22 protein-coding genes are annotated in these 17,970 nt (G+C 62.3%); 12 read left to right on the top strand and 10 right to left on the bottom strand.

The features are described from left to right. From R4P70_RS12530 to R4P70_RS12540, 3 genes are all read left to right on the top strand, one after another. The gene (locus tag R4P70_RS12530; protein ID WP_019749389.1) at positions 1–1,851 is read left to right on the top strand and encodes an ABC transporter permease subunit; all 1,851 of its coding nucleotides are present in this window, start codon (positions 1–3) and stop codon (positions 1,849–1,851) included. Further along, a complete protein-coding gene (locus R4P70_RS12535) occupies positions 1,851–2,570 on the top strand; it encodes an ABC transporter ATP-binding protein (RefSeq protein WP_020723665.1) in 720 nt (239 codons plus the stop codon). Before R4P70_RS12530 ends, R4P70_RS12535 begins: the two co-directional genes overlap by 1 nt. 132 nt (positions 2,571–2,702) lie before the next feature. After that, the gene (locus R4P70_RS12540) at positions 2,703–3,878 is read left to right on the top strand and encodes an NADH:flavin oxidoreductase (RefSeq protein ID WP_024487410.1); all 1,176 of its coding nucleotides are present in this window, start codon (positions 2,703–2,705) and stop codon (positions 3,876–3,878) included. A gap of 91 nt (positions 3,879–3,969) precedes the next feature. Here the strand turns inward: R4P70_RS12540 and R4P70_RS12545 are convergent, their stop codons facing one another. Beyond that, positions 3,970–4,431 (bottom strand): hypothetical protein, encoded by a 462-nt coding sequence (locus tag R4P70_RS12545; RefSeq protein ID WP_019749392.1) that lies wholly within the window; start codon positions 4,429–4,431, stop codon positions 3,970–3,972. Between the two features lie 176 nt (positions 4,432–4,607). On the opposite strand from R4P70_RS12545, the gene R4P70_RS12550 reads away from it, so the two are divergent. After that, positions 4,608–5,267 carry a response regulator gene (locus R4P70_RS12550; protein ID WP_019749393.1) on the top strand — a complete coding sequence of 220 codons (660 nt, stop codon included), beginning with the start codon at positions 4,608–4,610 and terminating at the stop codon, positions 5,265–5,267. A 7-nt stretch (positions 5,268–5,274) separates the two neighbouring features. Here the strand turns inward: R4P70_RS12550 and R4P70_RS12555 are convergent, their stop codons facing one another. Then, entirely contained in the window at positions 5,275–5,715 is a 441-nt protein-coding gene (locus R4P70_RS12555; RefSeq protein WP_019749394.1) for a hypothetical protein, read from the bottom strand. A 212-nt stretch (positions 5,716–5,927) separates the two neighbouring features. Here R4P70_RS12555 and R4P70_RS12560 point away from each other — a divergent pair, with 212 nt between their 5' ends. From R4P70_RS12560 to R4P70_RS12580, 5 genes are all read left to right on the top strand, one after another. Beyond that, the gene (locus R4P70_RS12560) at positions 5,928–7,553 is read left to right on the top strand and encodes a flavin-containing monooxygenase (protein ID WP_031332015.1); all 1,626 of its coding nucleotides are present in this window, start codon (positions 5,928–5,930) and stop codon (positions 7,551–7,553) included. Further along, positions 7,550–8,347, top strand: a complete 798-nt coding sequence (locus R4P70_RS12565; RefSeq protein ID WP_021343228.1) for a mycofactocin-coupled SDR family oxidoreductase — start codon at positions 7,550–7,552, stop codon at positions 8,345–8,347. The genes R4P70_RS12560 and R4P70_RS12565 overlap by 4 nt, the downstream gene beginning before the upstream one ends. A 4-nt stretch (positions 8,348–8,351) precedes the next feature. Continuing rightward, positions 8,352–9,182: a mycofactocin-coupled SDR family oxidoreductase gene (locus R4P70_RS12570; protein ID WP_030535958.1), complete on the top strand. Its 831-nt coding sequence runs from the start codon at positions 8,352–8,354 to the stop codon at positions 9,180–9,182. 82 nt (positions 9,183–9,264) lie between these two features. Further along, on the top strand, positions 9,265–9,567 hold the full coding sequence (locus R4P70_RS12575; RefSeq protein ID WP_113682298.1) for a hypothetical protein: 303 nt from the start codon (positions 9,265–9,267) through the stop codon (positions 9,565–9,567). Continuing rightward, positions 9,564–10,214, top strand: coding sequence for a uridine kinase (locus tag R4P70_RS12580; protein WP_317830883.1), 651 nt, complete (start codon positions 9,564–9,566; stop codon positions 10,212–10,214). Before R4P70_RS12575 ends, R4P70_RS12580 begins: the two co-directional genes overlap by 4 nt. A 21-nt stretch (positions 10,215–10,235) precedes the next feature. On the opposite strand, the gene R4P70_RS12585 is transcribed toward R4P70_RS12580, so the two are convergent. The 3 genes from R4P70_RS12585 to R4P70_RS12595 form a co-directional block, all read right to left on the bottom strand. Continuing rightward, the gene (locus tag R4P70_RS12585) at positions 10,236–11,669 is read right to left on the bottom strand and encodes an FAD-dependent oxidoreductase (RefSeq protein WP_317830884.1); all 1,434 of its coding nucleotides are present in this window, start codon (positions 11,667–11,669) and stop codon (positions 10,236–10,238) included. Between the two features lie 404 nt (positions 11,670–12,073). After that, complete coding sequence (locus R4P70_RS12590) at positions 12,074–12,685, bottom strand: AAA family ATPase (RefSeq protein ID WP_264614035.1); 612 nt, start codon at positions 12,683–12,685, stop codon at positions 12,074–12,076. After that, positions 12,682–13,116, bottom strand: a complete 435-nt coding sequence (locus tag R4P70_RS12595) for a nucleotidyltransferase domain-containing protein (protein WP_195791900.1) — start codon at positions 13,114–13,116, stop codon at positions 12,682–12,684. Before R4P70_RS12595 ends, R4P70_RS12590 begins: the two co-directional genes overlap by 4 nt. Positions 13,117–13,208: 92 nt before the next feature. Here R4P70_RS12595 and R4P70_RS12600 point away from each other — a divergent pair, with 92 nt between their 5' ends. Continuing rightward, a complete protein-coding gene (locus R4P70_RS12600; protein WP_021334256.1) occupies positions 13,209–13,409 on the top strand; it encodes a hypothetical protein in 201 nt (66 codons plus the stop codon). Next, a complete protein-coding gene (locus R4P70_RS12605) occupies positions 13,406–13,891 on the top strand; it encodes a flavodoxin family protein (RefSeq protein ID WP_020906614.1) in 486 nt (161 codons plus the stop codon). Before R4P70_RS12600 ends, R4P70_RS12605 begins: the two co-directional genes overlap by 4 nt. On the opposite strand, the gene R4P70_RS12610 is transcribed toward R4P70_RS12605, so the two are convergent. The 3 genes from R4P70_RS12610 to R4P70_RS12620 form a co-directional block, all read right to left on the bottom strand. Then, positions 13,864–14,109, bottom strand: coding sequence for a hypothetical protein (locus R4P70_RS12610; RefSeq protein WP_020906615.1), 246 nt, complete (start codon positions 14,107–14,109; stop codon positions 13,864–13,866). The genes R4P70_RS12605 and R4P70_RS12610 overlap by 28 nt on opposite strands. Beyond that, positions 14,109–14,495: a nuclear transport factor 2 family protein gene (locus tag R4P70_RS12615; protein ID WP_020906616.1), complete on the bottom strand. Its 387-nt coding sequence runs from the start codon at positions 14,493–14,495 to the stop codon at positions 14,109–14,111. The genes R4P70_RS12610 and R4P70_RS12615 overlap by 1 nt, the downstream gene beginning before the upstream one ends. A gap of 115 nt (positions 14,496–14,610) precedes the next feature. After that, the gene (locus R4P70_RS12620; protein ID WP_317830885.1) at positions 14,611–15,111 is read right to left on the bottom strand and encodes a flavin reductase family protein; all 501 of its coding nucleotides are present in this window, start codon (positions 15,109–15,111) and stop codon (positions 14,611–14,613) included. Positions 15,112–15,350: 239 nt separating this feature from the next. Here R4P70_RS12620 and R4P70_RS12625 point away from each other — a divergent pair, with 239 nt between their 5' ends. Continuing rightward, the gene (locus R4P70_RS12625) at positions 15,351–16,052 is read left to right on the top strand and encodes a PadR family transcriptional regulator (RefSeq protein ID WP_019749414.1); all 702 of its coding nucleotides are present in this window, start codon (positions 15,351–15,353) and stop codon (positions 16,050–16,052) included. 1 nt (position 16,053) lies between these two features. Here the strand turns inward: R4P70_RS12625 and R4P70_RS12630 are convergent, their stop codons facing one another. Both R4P70_RS12630 and bphC read right to left on the bottom strand, forming a co-directional pair. Next, positions 16,054–16,836, bottom strand: a complete 783-nt coding sequence (locus tag R4P70_RS12630; protein ID WP_020968790.1) for an IclR family transcriptional regulator — start codon at positions 16,834–16,836, stop codon at positions 16,054–16,056. Between the two features lie 210 nt (positions 16,837–17,046). Then, entirely contained in the window at positions 17,047–17,958 is a 912-nt protein-coding gene (gene bphC / locus R4P70_RS12635; protein ID WP_020968791.1) for a biphenyl-2,3-diol 1,2-dioxygenase, read from the bottom strand. Positions 17,959–17,970 lie beyond the last annotated feature (12 nt).

A 17,970-nucleotide genomic window follows, 5' to 3' on the forward strand; every position in this document is an offset into this window, starting at 1 on the left:
ATGGTAAGCGCGTGGCGGACTTTCCGTTCCCTTCCGAGTTGGATCATCCCGCTGGTCCTGGCGGTAGTGATCTTGCTGCTGCCCGTGATGGGGCTCGACCTGTCGACATCACGGCAGATTCAATTGGCCTGCATCCTGGCACTTGTGGTCAGCGGCCTGAACCTGAGCCTCGGCTTTGCCGGTGAACTGGCGCTCGGCCAGGCCGCGATGTACGCGGCGGGTGCATACACCGCGGGTCTGATGTCCCAGGCCGGTCACACCGACATCCTGGTCCAGCTCGCTGCGGCCGGTGCCGTGGCATTGGGCGTCGGCATCTTGACCGGCGTTCCCGGTCTGCGACTGGGCAACTGGTCCCTGGCGATGACGTCGTTCTTCCTGGTCCTGCTGGTACCGGACGTACTGGCGATCTTCGGCGGCAAGACCGGCGGCCGAAACGGCCTCACCGGTATGGAGCCACCGACGCTCTTCGGCTCCGAACTCGACACCCAGCAGTACTACATGGTGGTTGTCGTGGTCACCGTCCTCTGGTTCGCGGTGATGCGCAACCTGGTGGTCTCGCGCCACGGCATCGCGTTCCGCACGCTCAAGCAGTCGCCGGTGCTGGCGTCGTCGCAGGGTGTGTCGGTGTTCCGGATGAAACTGCTCGGCTATGCGATCGGTGCGTTCCCGGCCGGCCTGGCGGGTGCGTTGTTCGCCAATACCGACCTGTTCATCTCGCCGGAAGCCTTCGGGTTCACCTTTGCCACAGCGGTTCTGGCGGCATCCATTCTGGGCGGTGCGGCAAGTGTGTACGGCGCCGTAGTCGGTGCCGCGATCATGCAGCTCGGTCCCAACCAGTCGACGGCATTTCAGGAATACTCGCTGATCTTCTACGGAGGCTTCCTGATCATCGGCGGTGTGCTGCTCTCCGGTGGGCTGACCAAGGTCGGGCGAGCGATCGTCTCGAAACTCGATCGCAGGGCCGGACTGGGCGTAGTCACCGCAAAGGAAAACAGCGGCGGAACACCGGAACTGGCGCCGATCAACGGCGCACGGTTGGTGGTCGACGGAGTGTCCAAGGCATTCGGTGGCAACCAGGCTCTCAATGCGGCAACCCTGACCGCAGAGGCAGGTAAGGTCACCGCGTTGATCGGGCCCAACGGTTCGGGTAAGACGACCATGCTCAACATGATCTGCGGCTTCTACACCGCGGACGCCGGTGTGATCACAATCGGTGACACGGTGGTCTCGCAGTCGTCGCCGCACAAGGTGGCGCGCGTGGGTGTGGCGCGGACGTTCCAAACTCCGACGATTCCGGAGAACATCACGGTTCTGGAAGCTGTTGCATCCGGACGTTATTCGGTGCACCGCGCGTCGATGGCGTCGGCTGTGCTTCGCCTGCCCAGCTTCCGCAGGATCGCGAAGGCCGACATCGTCGAGGCAGAGCGTGTTCTCGAGCTCGTGGGGATGTCGCACCTGCGCAACGAGATCGCGACGTCGCTGCCCCTGGGGATGCGTCGCATGCTCGAAGTTGCTCGCGCCGTCATCGCCGAGCCGAGGGTCGTCCTCTTCGACGAGGTTGCGTCCGGACTCGACGAGGACGAACTCGAACGCCTGGCAGACCTGATCCGGGTACTGCGAGATGCTGGGGCCACAGTGGTGTTGGTGGAGCACAACTTCCGCCTCGTGCTCTCGCTGGCCGACGAGATCGTGGTACTGGCGCAGGGGCAGGTGATCGCCACCGGCGATGCGGCGACGATCGAACATCACCCGCGCGTGTTGAGCGAATACCTCGGAGTCAAGTCCGGTGATGAGGATGCGCTGCTCGAAGAAATCGGCGCGGTAGACCATCAGACCAGCGAGGTGAAGTGATGGAACCGATTCTGAAGGTCCGTAACCTGCAGACCGGGTACGGCGATCTGCGCGTCGTCTGGGATGTCTCGTTCGACGTCTATCCCGGTCAGGTGACAGCCCTGCTCGGGCGCAACGGTGCAGGCAAGACGAGCACGCTCCGTGCTCTGTCCGGCCTCAACAAGGTGGCCTCTGGAACCGTCGAAATGGACGGTGCCGACATCACCGGAGTTCCCGCCCACAAGCGGGTGCGGCAGGGTATGGCGTACGTGCAGGAGGGTAAGCGGGTCTTTCACAAGCAGACCGTCGAGCAGAACCTTCTGCTGGGCGGGTACACCCGCAAGGCAAAGCGCGGCGAGCTGATGGAATCCGTCGAGTCCATGTACGAGATGTTCCCGATCCTGGGGGAGAAGCGTGCGCTTCCCGCCGGTTCCATGTCGGGCGGTCAGCAGCAGATGCTCGCGATCGGCGCAGCGCTGATGGCGCAGCCGCGGTTGCTCCTTCTCGACGAACCGTCGGGCGGGCTGGCTCCGGTGATCGTCGGTGAGGTGATGGACCGCGTCCAGCAGCTCAAGGAAACCGGCCTGGCTGTTCTGCTGGTGGAGCAGGCAGTGGAGGCCGCGATGAGCGTCGCCGATCACGTGACGGTCCTCGACATCGGCAAGGTGGTCCTCGATGCCGACGCCAAGGACATCGACGACCTGGCAGTGCTCAAGGACGCGTACTTCGGACGCATCTGATCTGCAGCGATGTCACTTCAGCCCGGCCACCTCGGCCGGGCTGAAGTTGTTTTCCCGCTCCGTGGCACGGGGGCTGGCCAGCTCTGGACCATCGATCTACCGTCCAGCAAACAACCCCTGCGAGAGGCAAACTTGATGACTGCTCCCGACGTGCTCGCCCCGGCAAAGCTGGGCCCGGTGACCTTGCGAAATCGAATCATCAAGTCCGCGACATTCGAAGGCAAAACTCCCGACGCCCTGGTCACCGACGAGCTGATCGAGTTCCATCGCCGCCCGGCAGCCGGCGGAGTCGGGATGTCCACCGTCGCGTATTGCGCCGTCGCACCGGAAGGGCGCACCGAATACGGCCAGCTGTGGATGCGGCCCGATGCCCTCCCCGGACTGCGACGACTCACCGATGCCATTCACGCCGAAGGGGCAGCAGCATCGGCGCAGCTCGGGCACGCCGGCCCCGTCGCGAATCAGAAGTCGACCGGACTGCCTGCGCTGGCACCGTCGAGTTCGTTCAATCCGTTGAGCATGAGGATGATTCGCACTGCCACCACAGCGGACATCACCAGAATTGCGGCGGCGCACGGGAGCGCTGCGCGACTTGCCGTCGAAGCAGGATTCGACGCCGTCGAGATCCACTTCGGTCACAACTATTTCGCGAGCTCGTTCCTGAGTCCGAAACTCAACCGTCGTAAGGACTCCTACGGCGGATCGCTCGAGAACCGGGCTCGCGTCGTACTCGAAACTGCGCGCAGTGTGCGCGACGCCGTCGGTGACAAGATCGCGATCTTGGCCAAGCTGAACATGGATGACGGTGTGCCAGGTGGATTCTGGGTGGACGAAGCAATCCAGGTGGCGCAGTGGCTCGAGGCATCCGGAAGTGTCGATGCGCTCGAGTTGACGATGGGTAGCTCACTGCTCAACCCGATGTACCTGTTCAAGGGCGATGCGCCGATCCGCGAGTTTGCCGCCGCGATGCCGCAACCTGTTCGACTCGGCGTGCAGTTGGTGGGCAAGAGCATGTTGCATGCCTATCCGTACAAGCCGCTGTTCATGCTGGAAGAGGCTCGGCAGATCCGTGCTGCGGTGAAGTTGCCGCTCGTGCTGCTCGGCGGTGTCACGGACAAAGCGGGCATGGATACCGCAATGGCGGAAGGGTTCGAGTTCGTCGCCATGGCACGGGCACTGCTCAGAGAACCGGATCTGATCAATCGGATCGCAGCCGAATCCGATACCCAATCACTGTGCATCCACTGCAACAAGTGCATGCCTACGATCTTCAGTGGTGCCCGCTGCGTGTTGGTCGAACGCGTCTGAGTTGGTCAGCGCACACCACGTCCCGACATCCATGCGGATACCGGGTCGTGGGCCGTAGCGGATCAAGTTCGTGGTTGCTTCAACGCTCGGTTCAGTTCTGCGTGAAGACGTCGTAGGAGGCGTTCATCGTGGGGTAGCCGGTGGCCATGTAGTCGGTGAGGATGACGTGCGTCGGGTCACCGATGATGCGGGTCCCGTCGAGGGTGGGGTTGCCGGCGTAGTTGTTGGCCGCCATGACGGTCTGGACTCCGTCGGCCACGTTGTAGGTGACGTCGACACCGATGCCGCGCGGATCGCTGCTGTAGGCGGTGACGATTTCGGTCGTGTGCGGAGCCAGGTAGGAGCGGGGGCCGTTGATCCACTGTCCGTAGGGGTTGGACGCGCTGTCCAGCAGCATCGGGTTGTCGGTGTTGTTGGTGATGGTCATGGCAACCGTCGGGCCGTCGGTCGGCATGGTGCCGGCGTTGGCGACCGCCGCGGTTCCCAGTGCGGTTCCGCCGAGAGCGAGGGCGATCGCGGTGACTGCTACGAAGCGAGTGGTGTTGGTACGCATGATGTCTGCTCCTGGGCTGGTGTGTGGTTGCCGTTCTCGGCGATGAATCAATCTTGTCGCGAATCAGGGCTGCTGTATGTCCGCCGACGGGGCCGTGGCGGGGTTGAATCGCGTGTCCCCCGATCGGGGGAGGCGCAAGTGCTCGCATTGCTGGTACGGGCGTGAGAAAGTGAGCAATGCGAGAAGGCACGAAGCCGGTGGTCGGCAAGGTTTCCGTGGTGGTCGGCGACGATCACCCGTTGTTTCGTGAGGGCGTGGTTCGGGCCCTGACCGGCAGTGACCGCATCGACGTTCTGGGCGAGGCCGACGACGGCGCAGCTGCGCTCGCAATGATTCGGGAATTACGCCCGAAGGTGGCGCTGATCGATTTCCGGATGCCGCACCTGGACGGGACCCAGGTGGCAGCAGCAGTGGTTCGAGACGAGTTGCCGACCAGGGTGCTCCTGCTCAGTGCTCACGACGAATCGTCCGTCGTGTATCAGGCTCTGCAGGCGGGTGCTGCCGGATTTCTGCCGAAGGAATCCACCCGGGCCGAGATCGTGAGCGCCGTGCTCGACTGCGCCGCGGGCCGAGATGTGTTGCCGCCCAGCATCGCTGCCGGACTGGTGGGGGAGGTGCGTCGCCGTAGCGAGCCGTCCGGCCCGACTCTCAGCGCCCGTGAGCGTGAAGTTCTCGGATTGATCGCACAGGGCGCCAGTATCCCCACCATCGCCTCCCAGCTCTTTCTTGCGCCTTCGACCGTCAAAACCCACGTGCAGCGCCTCTACGAGAAACTCGGAGTCAACGATCGAGGTGCCGCCGTCGCCGCCGCGATGCGGCAGGGTCTGTTGGAGTGAACGGGAGTCACCGCAGTACGTACGTGACGTTCATGGCCGGGTAACCCGAGGTCATCGTCACCGTGACGTCGTGGCCGTCGGGGGCGTACGTTCCGCCGGCATCTGCCCTGGTCTTCGAGTTGGTGGCGCTGAAGACAAACACTCCACCGTCGTCGGAGCGGTACGTCAGCACGACGGGAAAGTCGTTCTGATTCTTGCTCGTGGCGACCACGTTGACGTTCATGTTCGGCAGGATGTAGTCGGCCGGCGGGACGATCCAGTCACCGTTCGGATTGGATGCGTCGACCAGATACAGGGCCCCGAAGCCCGAATTGCTGATCATCGCCGTCGTGACGGAAGTGTCGGTTATCGACTTCACCGCGTTCGCCCCGGCGGCGCGGGCGACCAGAGCTGCCATGCTGAGGCCGGAGAAGGAAATTGCTTCGGGTCGAATTGTGTTGGTAGCCATGATGTTTCTCCTCGATTTGTCGGTCTCGGTGACCGTGTGTTTCGGTGATGAGACAACTATGGCCCCGAAATCCCTTCGGGTCTGTCCACCTACGGGTCCGAGTGCTGGATGACATCGGTGTCCCCCGATCGGCGGACAAACCCGTCCGGGCCCGCCCACCCAGCGGGAGAACCCGTTCCTCTACCAACCAGTCCACTCGTAGCGTGACCACCATGACCGATCCTGACTTCTCCACCGCACCACTCGACGTCGTAGTCATCGGCGCCGGCGTCGCTGGCATGTACGCCATGCACCGACTTCGCGAGCAGGGGCTGCGTGTCCACGGCTTCGAGGCGGGCTCCGGAGTGGGCGGCACGTGGTATTTCAATCGCTACCCCGGCGCACGCTGTGACGTCGAGAGTTTCGACTACTCCTACTCGTTCTCCGAAGAGCTGCAACAGGATTGGGACTGGAGCGAGAAGTACGCCGCGCAACCGGAGATCCTCTCGTACCTCGATCACGTGGCTGATCGCTTCGACCTACGCACTGGCTTCACCTTCGACACACGCGTTCTGAGCGCACAGTTCGACGAGGGTACTGCCACGTGGCGAGTACAGACCGACGGCGGTCACGACGTCACCTCACGCTTCGTCGTGTGCGCTACCGGTAGCCTCTCGACCGCAAACGTTCCGAACATTGCGGGCCGTGAGACCTTCGGTGGCGAGGTGTTCCACACCGGTTTCTGGCCGCACGAGGGCGTCGACTTCACCGGCAAACGAGTCGGCGTGATCGGCACCGGATCCTCGGGCATCCAATCCATTCCGCTGATCGCCGAGCAGGCCGATCATCTCTACGTTTTCCAGCGGTCCGCGAATTACAGTGTGCCGGCAGGAAACACGCCTCTCGATGACAAGCGCCGCGCCGAGATCAAGGCCGGCTACGCAGAGCGTCGAGCGCTGTCCAAGCGCAGTGGCGGTGGATCGCCGTTCGTTTCAGATCCTCGCAGCGCCCTCGAGGTCTCGGAGGCCGAGAGAATCGCGGCATACGAGGAGCGGTGGAAGCTCGGCGGTGTCCTGTTCGCCAAGACCTTCGCAGACCAGACGAGCAACATCGAGGCCAACGGGACAGCGGCAGCGTTTGCCGAACGCAAGATTCGCTCGGAAGTCCAGGATCAGGCGATCGCCGACCTGCTCATTCCGAACGACCACCCCATCGGAACCAAGCGGATTGTCACGGACACGAACTACTACCAGAGCTACAACCGTGACAACGTCAGCCTGGTAGATCTCAAGTCCGCACCGATCGAGGCGATCGACGAGGCTGGAATCAAGACGGCCGATGCGCACTACGAACTGGATGCGCTGGTGTTTGCCACCGGGTTCGACGCGATGACGGGAGCGCTCGATCGCATCGACATCCGCGGCCGCAATGGCGAGACGTTGCGCGAGAACTGGCATGCGGGTCCAAGGACGTATCTAGGCCTCGGAGTACACGGGTTCCCCAACCTGTTCATCGTCACCGGGCCGGGTAGCCCGAGTGTGCTGTCCAACATGATTCTCGCTGCCGAGCAGCACGTGGACTGGATCGCGGGCGCGATCAACCACCTCGATTCGGCGGGCATCGACACCATCGAACCGAGTGCCGAAGCCGTGGACAACTGGCTCGACGAATGCTCACGCCGGGCGTCGGCGACGCTGTTTCCATCCGCGAACTCCTGGTACATGGGAGCCAACATTCCGGGAAAGCCGAGGATATTCATGCCATTCATCGGAGGATTCGGTGTCTACTCCGACATCTGTGCAGACGTGGCAGCAGCGGGATACCGAGGCTTCGAACTGAACAGTGCGGTGCACGCATGAGTCGCCTCGAGGGTCTTCGTGTACTGGTGACAGGTGCGGCCGGCGGGATGGGCCGCTCACACTGCGAGCGTCTCGCCGACGAAGGCGCGTCCGTGATCGCGTTGGATGTCGTGCAGGCAAAGTCCGAGCTGGAGGAGACCGCCCAGGCGGTACGCGAGCGTGGAGGCGTGGCGGTCACCGGCGTCGCGGACATTCGTGACTTCGAAGATCTCGCCGCGGTAGTCGCCGATTGTGTCGCCGGACTCGGCGGGTTGGACGTCGTGGTCGCGAATGCAGGCGTGTACGACACGCCGGGACCGTCGTGGACCGTCGATCCTGCAGTGTGGAACCGCTCGCTCGACGTCAATCTGACCGGGGCGTGGCACACCGTCAAGGCCTGTGTTCCGCACTTCGGCGACGGTGGATCCGTCGTTCTGGTCAGCTCGACAGCGGGAATCAAAGGTATTGCCGGAGCGAGTCATTACAGCGCCGCCAAGCACGCCGTGGTGGGCCTGGCCAGAACGCTGGCCAACGAGTTGGGCGCGGAGGGTATTCGCGTCAACTCCGTGCATCCGGGTTCGGTACGTACCCCGATGATCATCAACGAGCGAGTGTTCGCGAACCTGTGCTCGGACATCGAGAATCCCACGGAAGCAGACGCCGCTGCAGTACTGAGCGCACGCAACCTGCTGCCTGTTCCCTGGGTCGATCCGGTGGATGTCAGCAATGCCGTCCTGTTTCTCGCATCCGCGGAGTCCCGCTACATGACCGGCTGTCAGTTGGTGGTCGACGCCGGCCTGACCCAGAAAGTGTGAATTGATGACTTCTCGATTGGAAGGCAAGATCGCGCTGATCACGGGTGCGGCTCGAGGAATCGGCAGGGCTCAGGCCGTGCGATTCGCCGAAGAGGGTGCGGACATCATCGCGATCGACGTGTGCGCGTCGGTGGAAACGACAGTCACCCCGCCCGCGTCGGAATCCGATCTCGCCGAGACGGTAGCCCAGATCGAGGCACTGGGGCGAAAGGTCGAATCTGCGGTAGTGGACGTTCGGGATCTCGAGGCACTACGCAGCGCGGTGGACTCGGGGGTCGAAGCGCTCGGCGGACTCGACATCGTGTGCGCTACAGCTGGTATCACGTCTTCCGACGGGGCTCTGACGATGTCGGAAACGATGTGGCAGACCATGCTGGACGTGAACCTGACCGGGGTGTGGCACACCACGACGGTTGCGGCGCCGCACTTGATCGCGCGAGGTGGGGGATCGATGACACTCACCAGTTCCATCGCCGGACTGCGGGGGCTGGTCGGAGTTGCGCACTACACCGCAGCCAAGCATGGAGTCGTTGGTCTGATGCGTTCGCTGGCAAAGGAATTGGCGCCGCACAACGTGCGGGTCAACACCGTTCATCCCACCAACGTCGACACTCCGATGATTCAGAACCCGTTGGTGCGCGGCAAGTTCCGCCCCGATCTCGAGAACCCGACGCGGGAGGAATTCGCTGCGGCGGCGATGACGATGAACATGCTTGCCATTCCGTGGATCGAACCGGTGGACGTAGCGAATGCGGCACTGTTCCTGTCCTCCGACGAGGCCCGTTACATCACGTCGGTCGCCCTGCCGGTGGATGCGGGGAGTTCGTCCCGCTGAAGTTTGGAATAGCTGAGGTTTGTCGCGCTGGGTTCCGCCACGGTGTGTAGCGTCGGTTTCACCTAACCGAAAGGCGCACACCGTGGCGGAACGACGCTATCTGGAAGTCACCGTCGGGACCAACATCGTCATGGTCCTCGACCACCGCACGGTGGAGGTCTTCGACCGCACCGCCGCGAGCACGAGCGAAGTGGCTCGCTGGCATGTCGAACACATTGCGGTGAAGGCGAAACCGTCGAAATCGGGATTGAAACTCACCATTGGAAACCGGCTCGCCGACGACTCCATCGCGGTAGCGGGTCCACGGGCATCGCTCACAGTTCCGCCGGAGAACGAAGCCGCCGTCGTCGCGTTCTTCGACGAGGTCAAGGCCGCTCGGGTGTGAAGCGACAGACAACCTTCGGGGCAGATGATTCGGGTTCTCTCGTCGAACACGTCGTACGCTGCCACGAAGTACGCTTCGGACGCACTGTCGTCGGGCTCTCGGGAATCGAGGCGTCCGGAAAATCGACGATCGCAGACGAGTTGGCTGACGGTATCTCGACGTCGGGCCATGACGTCGTCACGATCCGTGGCGACGAGTTCTCGACTGCGAAAGCCGTACGAAACAACAATCCTGACACGGTGCGTGGATATCTCGAGGATGCGTACGACTATTCGATCCTCAGCAGTCGTGTGCTGGTGCCGCTACGGTCGGCCGAAGTTTCCGACATTTCCTACGTCTCGACTGATCCGGAGACAGACGAATCGGTGGTAACGAAGGCCCGGGTTCCAGATCGTGCCATCGTGCTCGTCGAGGGAGTTCTGCTTTTTCGGGGACTGATGCGAGATCAGTTCGACCTACGAATCTGGGTTGAAACCAGCTTCGACGAGTCCTTGCGGCGTGCGAAGGTTCGTCCGCGCGATGTGAGCTATTACGGGACCGCCGAGGCGATAGTGTCCCGGTACGAATCCCGGTTTCATCCGGCGCAGAGGATTCATCTGCGTGACGATCGACCACAACTGACGAGCCACGTGATTGTGCGCAGATAGTCAGTCGAAAGGCCGACGGTATCAAGCTTGGCGCGCGGCAGCGTGGGCCCCGGCGACACGGCCGAATGCGAAGGCGTCGGCAATATGGAATCCACCGTCCTTCGCCGCGCTGTAGGTGGAACTCACTGCGCCCGCCGCATACAGCCCCGGAATCGGGCTACCGGCGGTGTCGAGGACGCGGGAATGACCGTCGCGGCGCGGCCCACCGCTACTCCATCCCAGCAGTGGCGGCCCGGAGACGGCGTAGAACGGAGCGGTTGCCACCGGGGCCAAAGTTTCCGGGTTGCGGCCGAAGGAATGGTCTACGCCGTCCGCGCACGCCTCGTTGTAGCGGTGCACACTTGTTTCCACGACGGTGGGGTCCAAGCCGAGCTTCCCGGCGAGTTCGGCAAGCGTGTCCGCTTTGACGATCCAACCCTTGTCGATCTCGGCTTGATTGTCCGAACTCCACTCGTACCCTTCGTCGAGGACCATGTGTCCGACGGGCAGTACGTCGCGACCGGGGCTCAGCTGCCCGGCCAACCTCATCGTCTCGTCGAACACTATGTTCATCGGTTGCACCGGAAAGTGTTGGTAGGAACCCTCTCTGAACACATGACCGTGCCGCATTTCGGCTGACTCGTCGGTGAAGCGTCGACCTTCCCGGCTGAGGAATACATAGTTGTGCGCGTTCCACAGTGCGAGGAAGAATCCAGTCGGATTTTCGAGGTCGCCGGGGATTCCCGTAATGGTCATCATGTTGTTCATGTGCCACAGATCTGCGCCCACTGCCTGTGCCATCCGGTGGCCGTCACCTGTTGCCGAAGGTGAGCCCCAGATCTTCGGATTCTCCAGGCGTAGGTAATCGCGCACCATGGCCGGATTTGCTTCGAAACCTCCGGTGGCAAGGATGACACCTCGGCGCGCATGGATCTGCGAAGTTTGTTCACCCGAACGGATCTCGACTCCGGTCACCGCTCCGGATTCGTCCGTCAAGAGTCTGGTGGCCTCGGTGTCGAAAAGAGTTGTGATGCCGCGTTCAGCGAGAGCGGAAACGAGGAAGCGGTATAGAAGTTCATTGCCCATCTTCCCTTCGATGGTATCCATCCCTGCGTAACAAGAACTTCCGTCGAGTTCGCCGTACTCCGCCGTGGAATGGAAATCGCCGCTCATCGCTACAGTTGCACCCAGACTGCGGAGCCAGTCGGACAGTCCTTGCGTATTCTCTGCCCAGGCGTCGATGACGTCGTCGGCAACGGTGAACGATCCGTTCAACGAACGCAGGAAGGTGCGGGCGGCGGCAGGGTCCTGGTTGACGAACCATCCACTGCCGGACAGTCGAGTGTTGCCGCCCGCGGTATCGCGTCCACGCTTCTCCAGAATCACCACCGACGCGCCGTCAGCGTGTGCTTGGAGTGCTGCGGCGGATCCGGCAGCGCCCGATCCGATGACAATGACATCGACGTTGTTGTCCATGTCACAAAGCTATGGTCGGACGGTGGCGCCTCATACGTGCCTTCCCGGTGAGCGAGAGAAGGCCTGTTCCGGACATTCGCCTGAGGATCGGTGGGTGCACATCAGGTACTCAGCTGTCGGGTCTCGACTTGAATAGCTGGACCGCACTGAGTGTTGCGACAATCGGCCAACACACAACGGCGATCCATACACTCGTTGAACGCTCGCCTTGAACGAGATCGTAAATTGCGAGGGCAGTCAGCAGAATCCCGATCCCGAATGCGATCCAGTTCAGAGTTCTGATGCGGGAGGCGGTTGGTGACGTCATTGAGAAACCCTACTCGACTTCTCACGACCGTTCGGGAGAATTCCCAGGCCGGGAGGGATGGCGGAATACGAGTATCGCTCGCGATCTCGACGCGATATCAGGAGTGGATGCGCGGCATGCCCGGGTCGGAGTTGTCGATGACGCAGTCGGCTCGGGTCCAGGGTTTTGCAGCGGCGAAGTAAAGCCGTTGCCCGCCCACATATCTGTTCATCGAAGGATGATCCGGATCCGCGTTCGTTCCGTCGCGAAGGTTCATGCGCCGCGCGGTCTCCTCGAAGGGCGCATCGAGGAAGATCGAATAGTCCCATCGTTCGGCGAGTTCGTCTCGATGCAGGAAGAGTCCTTCGACAAGGACTATCGCTCCATCGGCTGCATGCAGGTACGCGTCGCTGTCCCGCCGTTGTCGGTACCTTCTGCTCCCGCCCGGCCCCAACGGATCGAGAACATGTCGTTCGAGGGCGTCGTAGTCGTAGCTGTCGAGCCAGAAGCCTTCCGGTGATTGCCGACCTCTACGATGACGAATCTCCGGCGGATTCAGAAAGTCATCAACGTGAATCACGATGGCTGTGCGTGCATTCAGCTGCGCTGTAAGGCTTTTCGCGAATGTCGTCTTGCCGCTCCCATCGACACCGTCGATCGCGACGAGAGGCGAGCCGCGCAACGCGGATATTTCGGCGGCTAAGGTTTCGAAGACCGACGCAGTGCTCATCGATCAATTCCTACTGCACTCGCAGCGACACGAAGAGGCCCCGTGTCGTACAGGATTCGGTGTCCGTCTTCGAGAACACGTCGAGTGCCCGCGTCGAGCGGAACGTCCGCCCAGCTCTCGCTCGCGAAATTCAGCTCGACGAGGAGGCCGGACCGTAGGCGGAAGCGTCGTTCTCGAACTGGCCCCCAGTTTGCGGCTCTGATGAATCGCGCGTCGGGGCGGAGCCGCACGAACCAGTCTTCATTTGCGAGCGCGTTCGCGTCGTCGGCCAGGATCATCAGGTCAAGATCACTCGCCATACGCTCCGCGCCGCGCGCGTAGGACCCGACCAGCGCTACAGCCTTGACTCCGTCGTATTCATCGGCCCATCGTTCGACGTCGACGAGCAAAGCGTTGACCGCGCGCCTACGTCCTTTCAATCGTGCTGACATACGGGCATCATTCCCCACCGTCACGGCTGTCCGTAGCTTCGCTGGTACCTCTATCCTGGAATTGTCAGTGATGAACCAGGGGAGGGATGCGAATGTCCAAGGAAGTATCGGCAGGTCTGGCTGTTGGTGCGATGGTCCTTGTTGCAGGCTTGATCTGGACTGGGTTTCCGCTCGACGCATATTCGGTTGTCGCCGTGATTTTTGCAATCTGCGGTGGATTCATCACCTGGATCTACCTGCGCGAGAACGTAGATGGCGTCCCACACACAGCGACGAAAGAAGGCAGTCGATGAAGGCAATCATCGTGTGTACCTCTGTCTCCCATGGCAATACGAAGCGTATCGCCGACGTCATCGGAGAAGTTCTCGATGCTCGCGTGGTCGAGCCCGGTGACATCGACGCCGCGCAGCTCGCTGACTACGACCTCGTGGGCTTCGGCTCCGGCATCTACCTACGCTCGTACCACGAAGATCTACGCTCGTTCATCGAGGCACTCCCCGAAGAACGGCGATCCAAGGCTTTTGTCTTCGCCACCAGTGGTTTTCCCGACAAGGGGATTCATCGCTTCTCGCGTCCACTGGTTCAGCTGCTCGAGCAGAAGGGCTTCGATGTGGTCGCAGCCTTCTCGTCCCGCGCGTGGGATACGTATTTTCCGTTCAAGCCGTTCGGAGGTATCCGGAAGGGGCGGCCGAACGCCGACGACTTGGAATCGGCGCGCACGTTCGCCGAAGTCCTACGCGGTAGCGTTCAGGACAGCTTGCCCGGCACCGGGTAGCTGCGCAGGCTCATCTCCAGCTCACCGGCGTCGGCAAGGTCGTTGATCGTCTGACGCAGAGCGCCACACGTCCGCTGAGCGTTGGCTCGACCGTTCTCACGCCCCAGTTCCGGGCACACCACTTGCGACTCTTCGAGCCATTGGACGCTGGTGTGCGCTTCGCTGTATTTCTCGACCAGAACGCGGTTTCCGCAGTTCCGACAGCTGACCTGACGCATCAGCGTGCAATCAGATCGGCCGGTGACCAGAACGCGCGCATGCTCGTGATCTTGGCGTCCGCGTCGAAAGTCATGACGTCGATCGGTTCGACCTCGTAGACCTGATCGCCCACCGGTGTGACGACGCGGAAGTGGAAGGCCGCGCTGGATCCGCTCACCCGCAAGGTGAGAAGCTCCGTCTCTTGCGAACCGCCCTCGAGAGCGCCGTAGAACTCGGTGATCGCAGCTTTGCCGACACGGGGTTCGCTGCCGACCGGGTCTTCGAGTGTCGCGTTCTCGGCGTAGAGGGCGGCGATGTCCGCTGACGATCCGCGAGCCACGGCGTCGAGGTAGGTGGTAACCGTCGCCGTGATCGCGGCCGTGGTGTCTGGTTCGAGAGTGGTCATCGAGTTAGTCCGATCAGTCGAGAAGTTCAGGGTCTGACAACTACTTCGGACGCTATCGGTGCCGTCTCGATTCGGCGTCGCAATCTCCCACGCAGCGGGACGGCCCGCAAGAAATTCAGGCGTCGAAGCGTCCGAAGCCGCCGCGGTAGAACAGAAGCGGACCGTCGTGGCGCAGCACGTTCAGATCGGTGATGCGTGCGACGACGATGGTGTGATCACCGGCGTCGTGCTCCTGCTCGACGGTGGCCTCGATGCGAGCGAGTGCGCCGCTGAGCGCCGGAGCACCGTTGCCGGCCGCGTCCCACTCGACGTCGAGGAACTTGTCGGTCCCGCCGCGAGCGAACGCCGAACACATGTCCTGCTGATCGTGGGCGAGAACATTGATGCAGAGAGTTCCGGATTCGCGAAGCTTCGGCCAACTTGTCGACGTCTTCGCCGGGCAGAACGAAAGCAACGGGGGATCGAGCGATACCGAGACCAGAGACTGGCAGGTGAAGCCGAGGGGTGAATCTCCATCGTGAGCGGTGATGACGGTGACGCCAGTGCAGAAATTGCTCATCACGTTGCGAAGTGTGCGTCCGTCCAGAACTGGCGGCTCGGCGTTTTCCACGGTCATGTCGTCTCCTTGTTCAAATCTCTGTTCAAAACTCTGCAAACAGCTTCAGAAGCAACGATGTGTGGCGCCGCGGTCGTAATCCAGCGGCAGTCCCACTCAATGGCAGCAATGGCTTCTCGCCACGGGTTCGGACCGACCGAGTGTCAGGTGGAGGGGTCTCGGGCAAATTTGATCCCGCTCAGCGGTCCGTTCGGATTCTACGAAACCAGCAAATCACCAGTGATTGTTAGACTTCGGGCATGTCCGAACCTGATGACGTGTCCCGAGGACTTCCCGCTACCAGCTGGGCAGTGCTCGGGATGCTGACGTTCGGGGAGGAACTGACCGGAAACGATTTGAAGAAGTGGGCCGACTGGAGTGTTGGCTTCTTCTACTGGAGCCCGTCCATCAGCCAGGTCTACGCAGAGCTGAAGAAGCTCGAAAGCATCGGATTCGTGGAGTCCCGGGTCGTCTCCGAGCCCGGGGTACGGGGCAAGCGCCTCTACTCGATCACCCAATCAGGAACCGACGCCGTCCGGACGTGGTCACGGGAGGCGCCGGTGGAAGTCCCGGTGCTCAAGCACGGCGTGATGTTGCGTCTGTGGATGGGACACCTCAACGAACCCGAGCGACTGAAGGCACTGGTCGAAGCCCATATCGCCAACGTCGAAGAGCAGATTCGACGCGCGAAACTCCACGCAGATCATGCCGAGAACGAGCCGGCCTGGTCGTTCCCGGTCATGACGTTGCGATGGTCGGAACGGTACTTCCGAGCCGAGATCGAACTTGCTCGCGAACTACTCGAAGACATCGATCGTGCGTCCGCCGAGTTCGCGAACGTCGCCGAGCACGACCGACTGGGATCGCCGTTGCCCTCGACGCCTGGCAGATGGAAGAACGTCGAGGAGTACGTGTTGGCGCTCGAGCAAGCCGGTCTCACCGGCAACGGCTCGAATATCTGAGTCAGGCCCCGGCTGCGGTGGGCATGTTGCGCAGCAGGTGACGACGCTGCAACGTCGGAGTGACGCTCAGCGATCCGCCGTCGATGCCACGCCAAATGGCAGCGGCCGCCATCCGAACCGGCGCTGCGCTGACGTGGTCGAGTCGGAGAGCCTTCGACGGCGCGCAGATGGATACCGCGGCAACAGCGCGGCCGATGGGGCCGATCGGTGCCGCAAGACAGCTGAATCCCGGTAGGCCGTTTCCGGTTTCGAATGCCACCCCTGATTCGCGAATCCTGGCGAGGTGGGGCAGTGCGTAGCCCGAGGACTTCGGCGAACCGAATGCAAGCAGTGCCTGACCGATCGCAGTGGTCTCGGCCCGGCGTCGACCACCGACACGCGTCGGCACCGCGGCAGCGAGGCGTCCGCCGATCTTCTCCATGTAGACCACATCGGGCCCGTCGAGGATGCCGAGGTGAACCACGAAGCCGGTGACGCGGTAGAGCTCGTGGAGGAGCGGCATGGCTGCAGCGTGGAGGCGGTCTTGATGAACCGCGAGCGATCCCAGTTCGACGAGGCGCATACCGAGTTCGTAGTCGCGGCCGTCGCGGCGCAGCCAACGCATCGAGACGAGACGTTCGAGCATGCGGTGGGCAGACGAGCGTGGCAGGCCCGTGCTCCGAACGACCTGAGCGAGCGTCAACCTGCCGGGACCGTCGAAGGCGTCGAGAACCAGCGAGACGCGATCGAGAATTGCTGTCGGGGCCGAATCGGCGCCTAAAGCATCCACAGCCTGCAGTGTCATCGTGTACCTCACTTCTCTTAGAGCTCCACAACCAGTGAACTGGCTATTTCAATTAGAAATAGTGTCATAGAGTTCTGGATTTGTGAAGTGGATCACCGGTCTGTTTTCGGGCGCGTCACGGTGGAAACGACGAAGGGGCTTGCGCGAATGCTCGCGCAAGCCCCTTCGTCGGTTCACTACCGGCGGGTACTACATCGTCGCCGACAGGTACTACATAGCTGCCAGCGGTTCGCTTCCGGACCAGTCGTGGCCCCAGTAGCTGTCAGCGGTGATCTCCTCGGAGGAGTACGAGTCCTGATCCACCTTCGCGCCCTCGGTGCCGAACTCGATGTCCCAGCCGCCGGGTGCGCGGACGTAGAAGGAGATCATCTTGTCGTTGGTGTGGCGACCCAAGGTCGACGACACGGAGAATCCGTCCTTCATCACGCGGTCGAGAGCCTGGCCGACAGCGTCGAGGGTGTCGACCTCGACCATGATGTGAATCAGGCCGGGTGCGCCGCCGTGCGGTGCCGGGCACAGGGCCAAGCTGTGGTGACGCTCGTTGACGCCCATGAAACGGATTCGCAGCGGCCCGAATTCGGGCGGGGCCGGCAGGCGGAAGGCGCCGCGCGGGTAGAAGCCGAGCACCTCGGTGTAGAAGTCGAAGCTCGCAGCACTGTCCATCACCGGGAGCACGACGTGGCCGAGACCCTGTGCGCCGGTGACGAATCGAGCGCCGAAGGGCGTCACCACGGGGCTGTGGTCGAGGATCGCGCCGTGGAAGACCTCGATGGCTGCTCCACCGGGATCGGTGAAGGCGATGACCTCTTCGACCCGTCGAGCATCCGCTTCGGCGAGCGAAAGCTGCTCCACCTCGGTGCCGTTCTTTTCGAGGGACTCCTGAACGCGGCGCAGTGCGGCGTGATCGGCGACCTCCCAACCGATGTTGACGATCTCGTCGCGCTCACCCTCGACGACGACGATGCGAGCAGCACGCTCGTCGAGTCGTAGGTAGAGAGCGTTCTCGTCCGGCCCACTGCCCTTGGCGAATCCGAGAACATCGAAAGCGAAAGTGCGCCAACGTGCCATGTCGTTGGTCGAGATCTTGACGTAGCCAAGTCCCTTGATGTCAGTGTGTGTCATCGTGTTCTGTTC

Source organism: Rhodococcus sp. IEGM 1241 (assembly GCF_033142365.1).
Taxonomy (GTDB): Bacteria; Actinomycetota; Actinomycetes; order Mycobacteriales; family Mycobacteriaceae; genus Rhodococcus_F; species Rhodococcus_F erythropolis.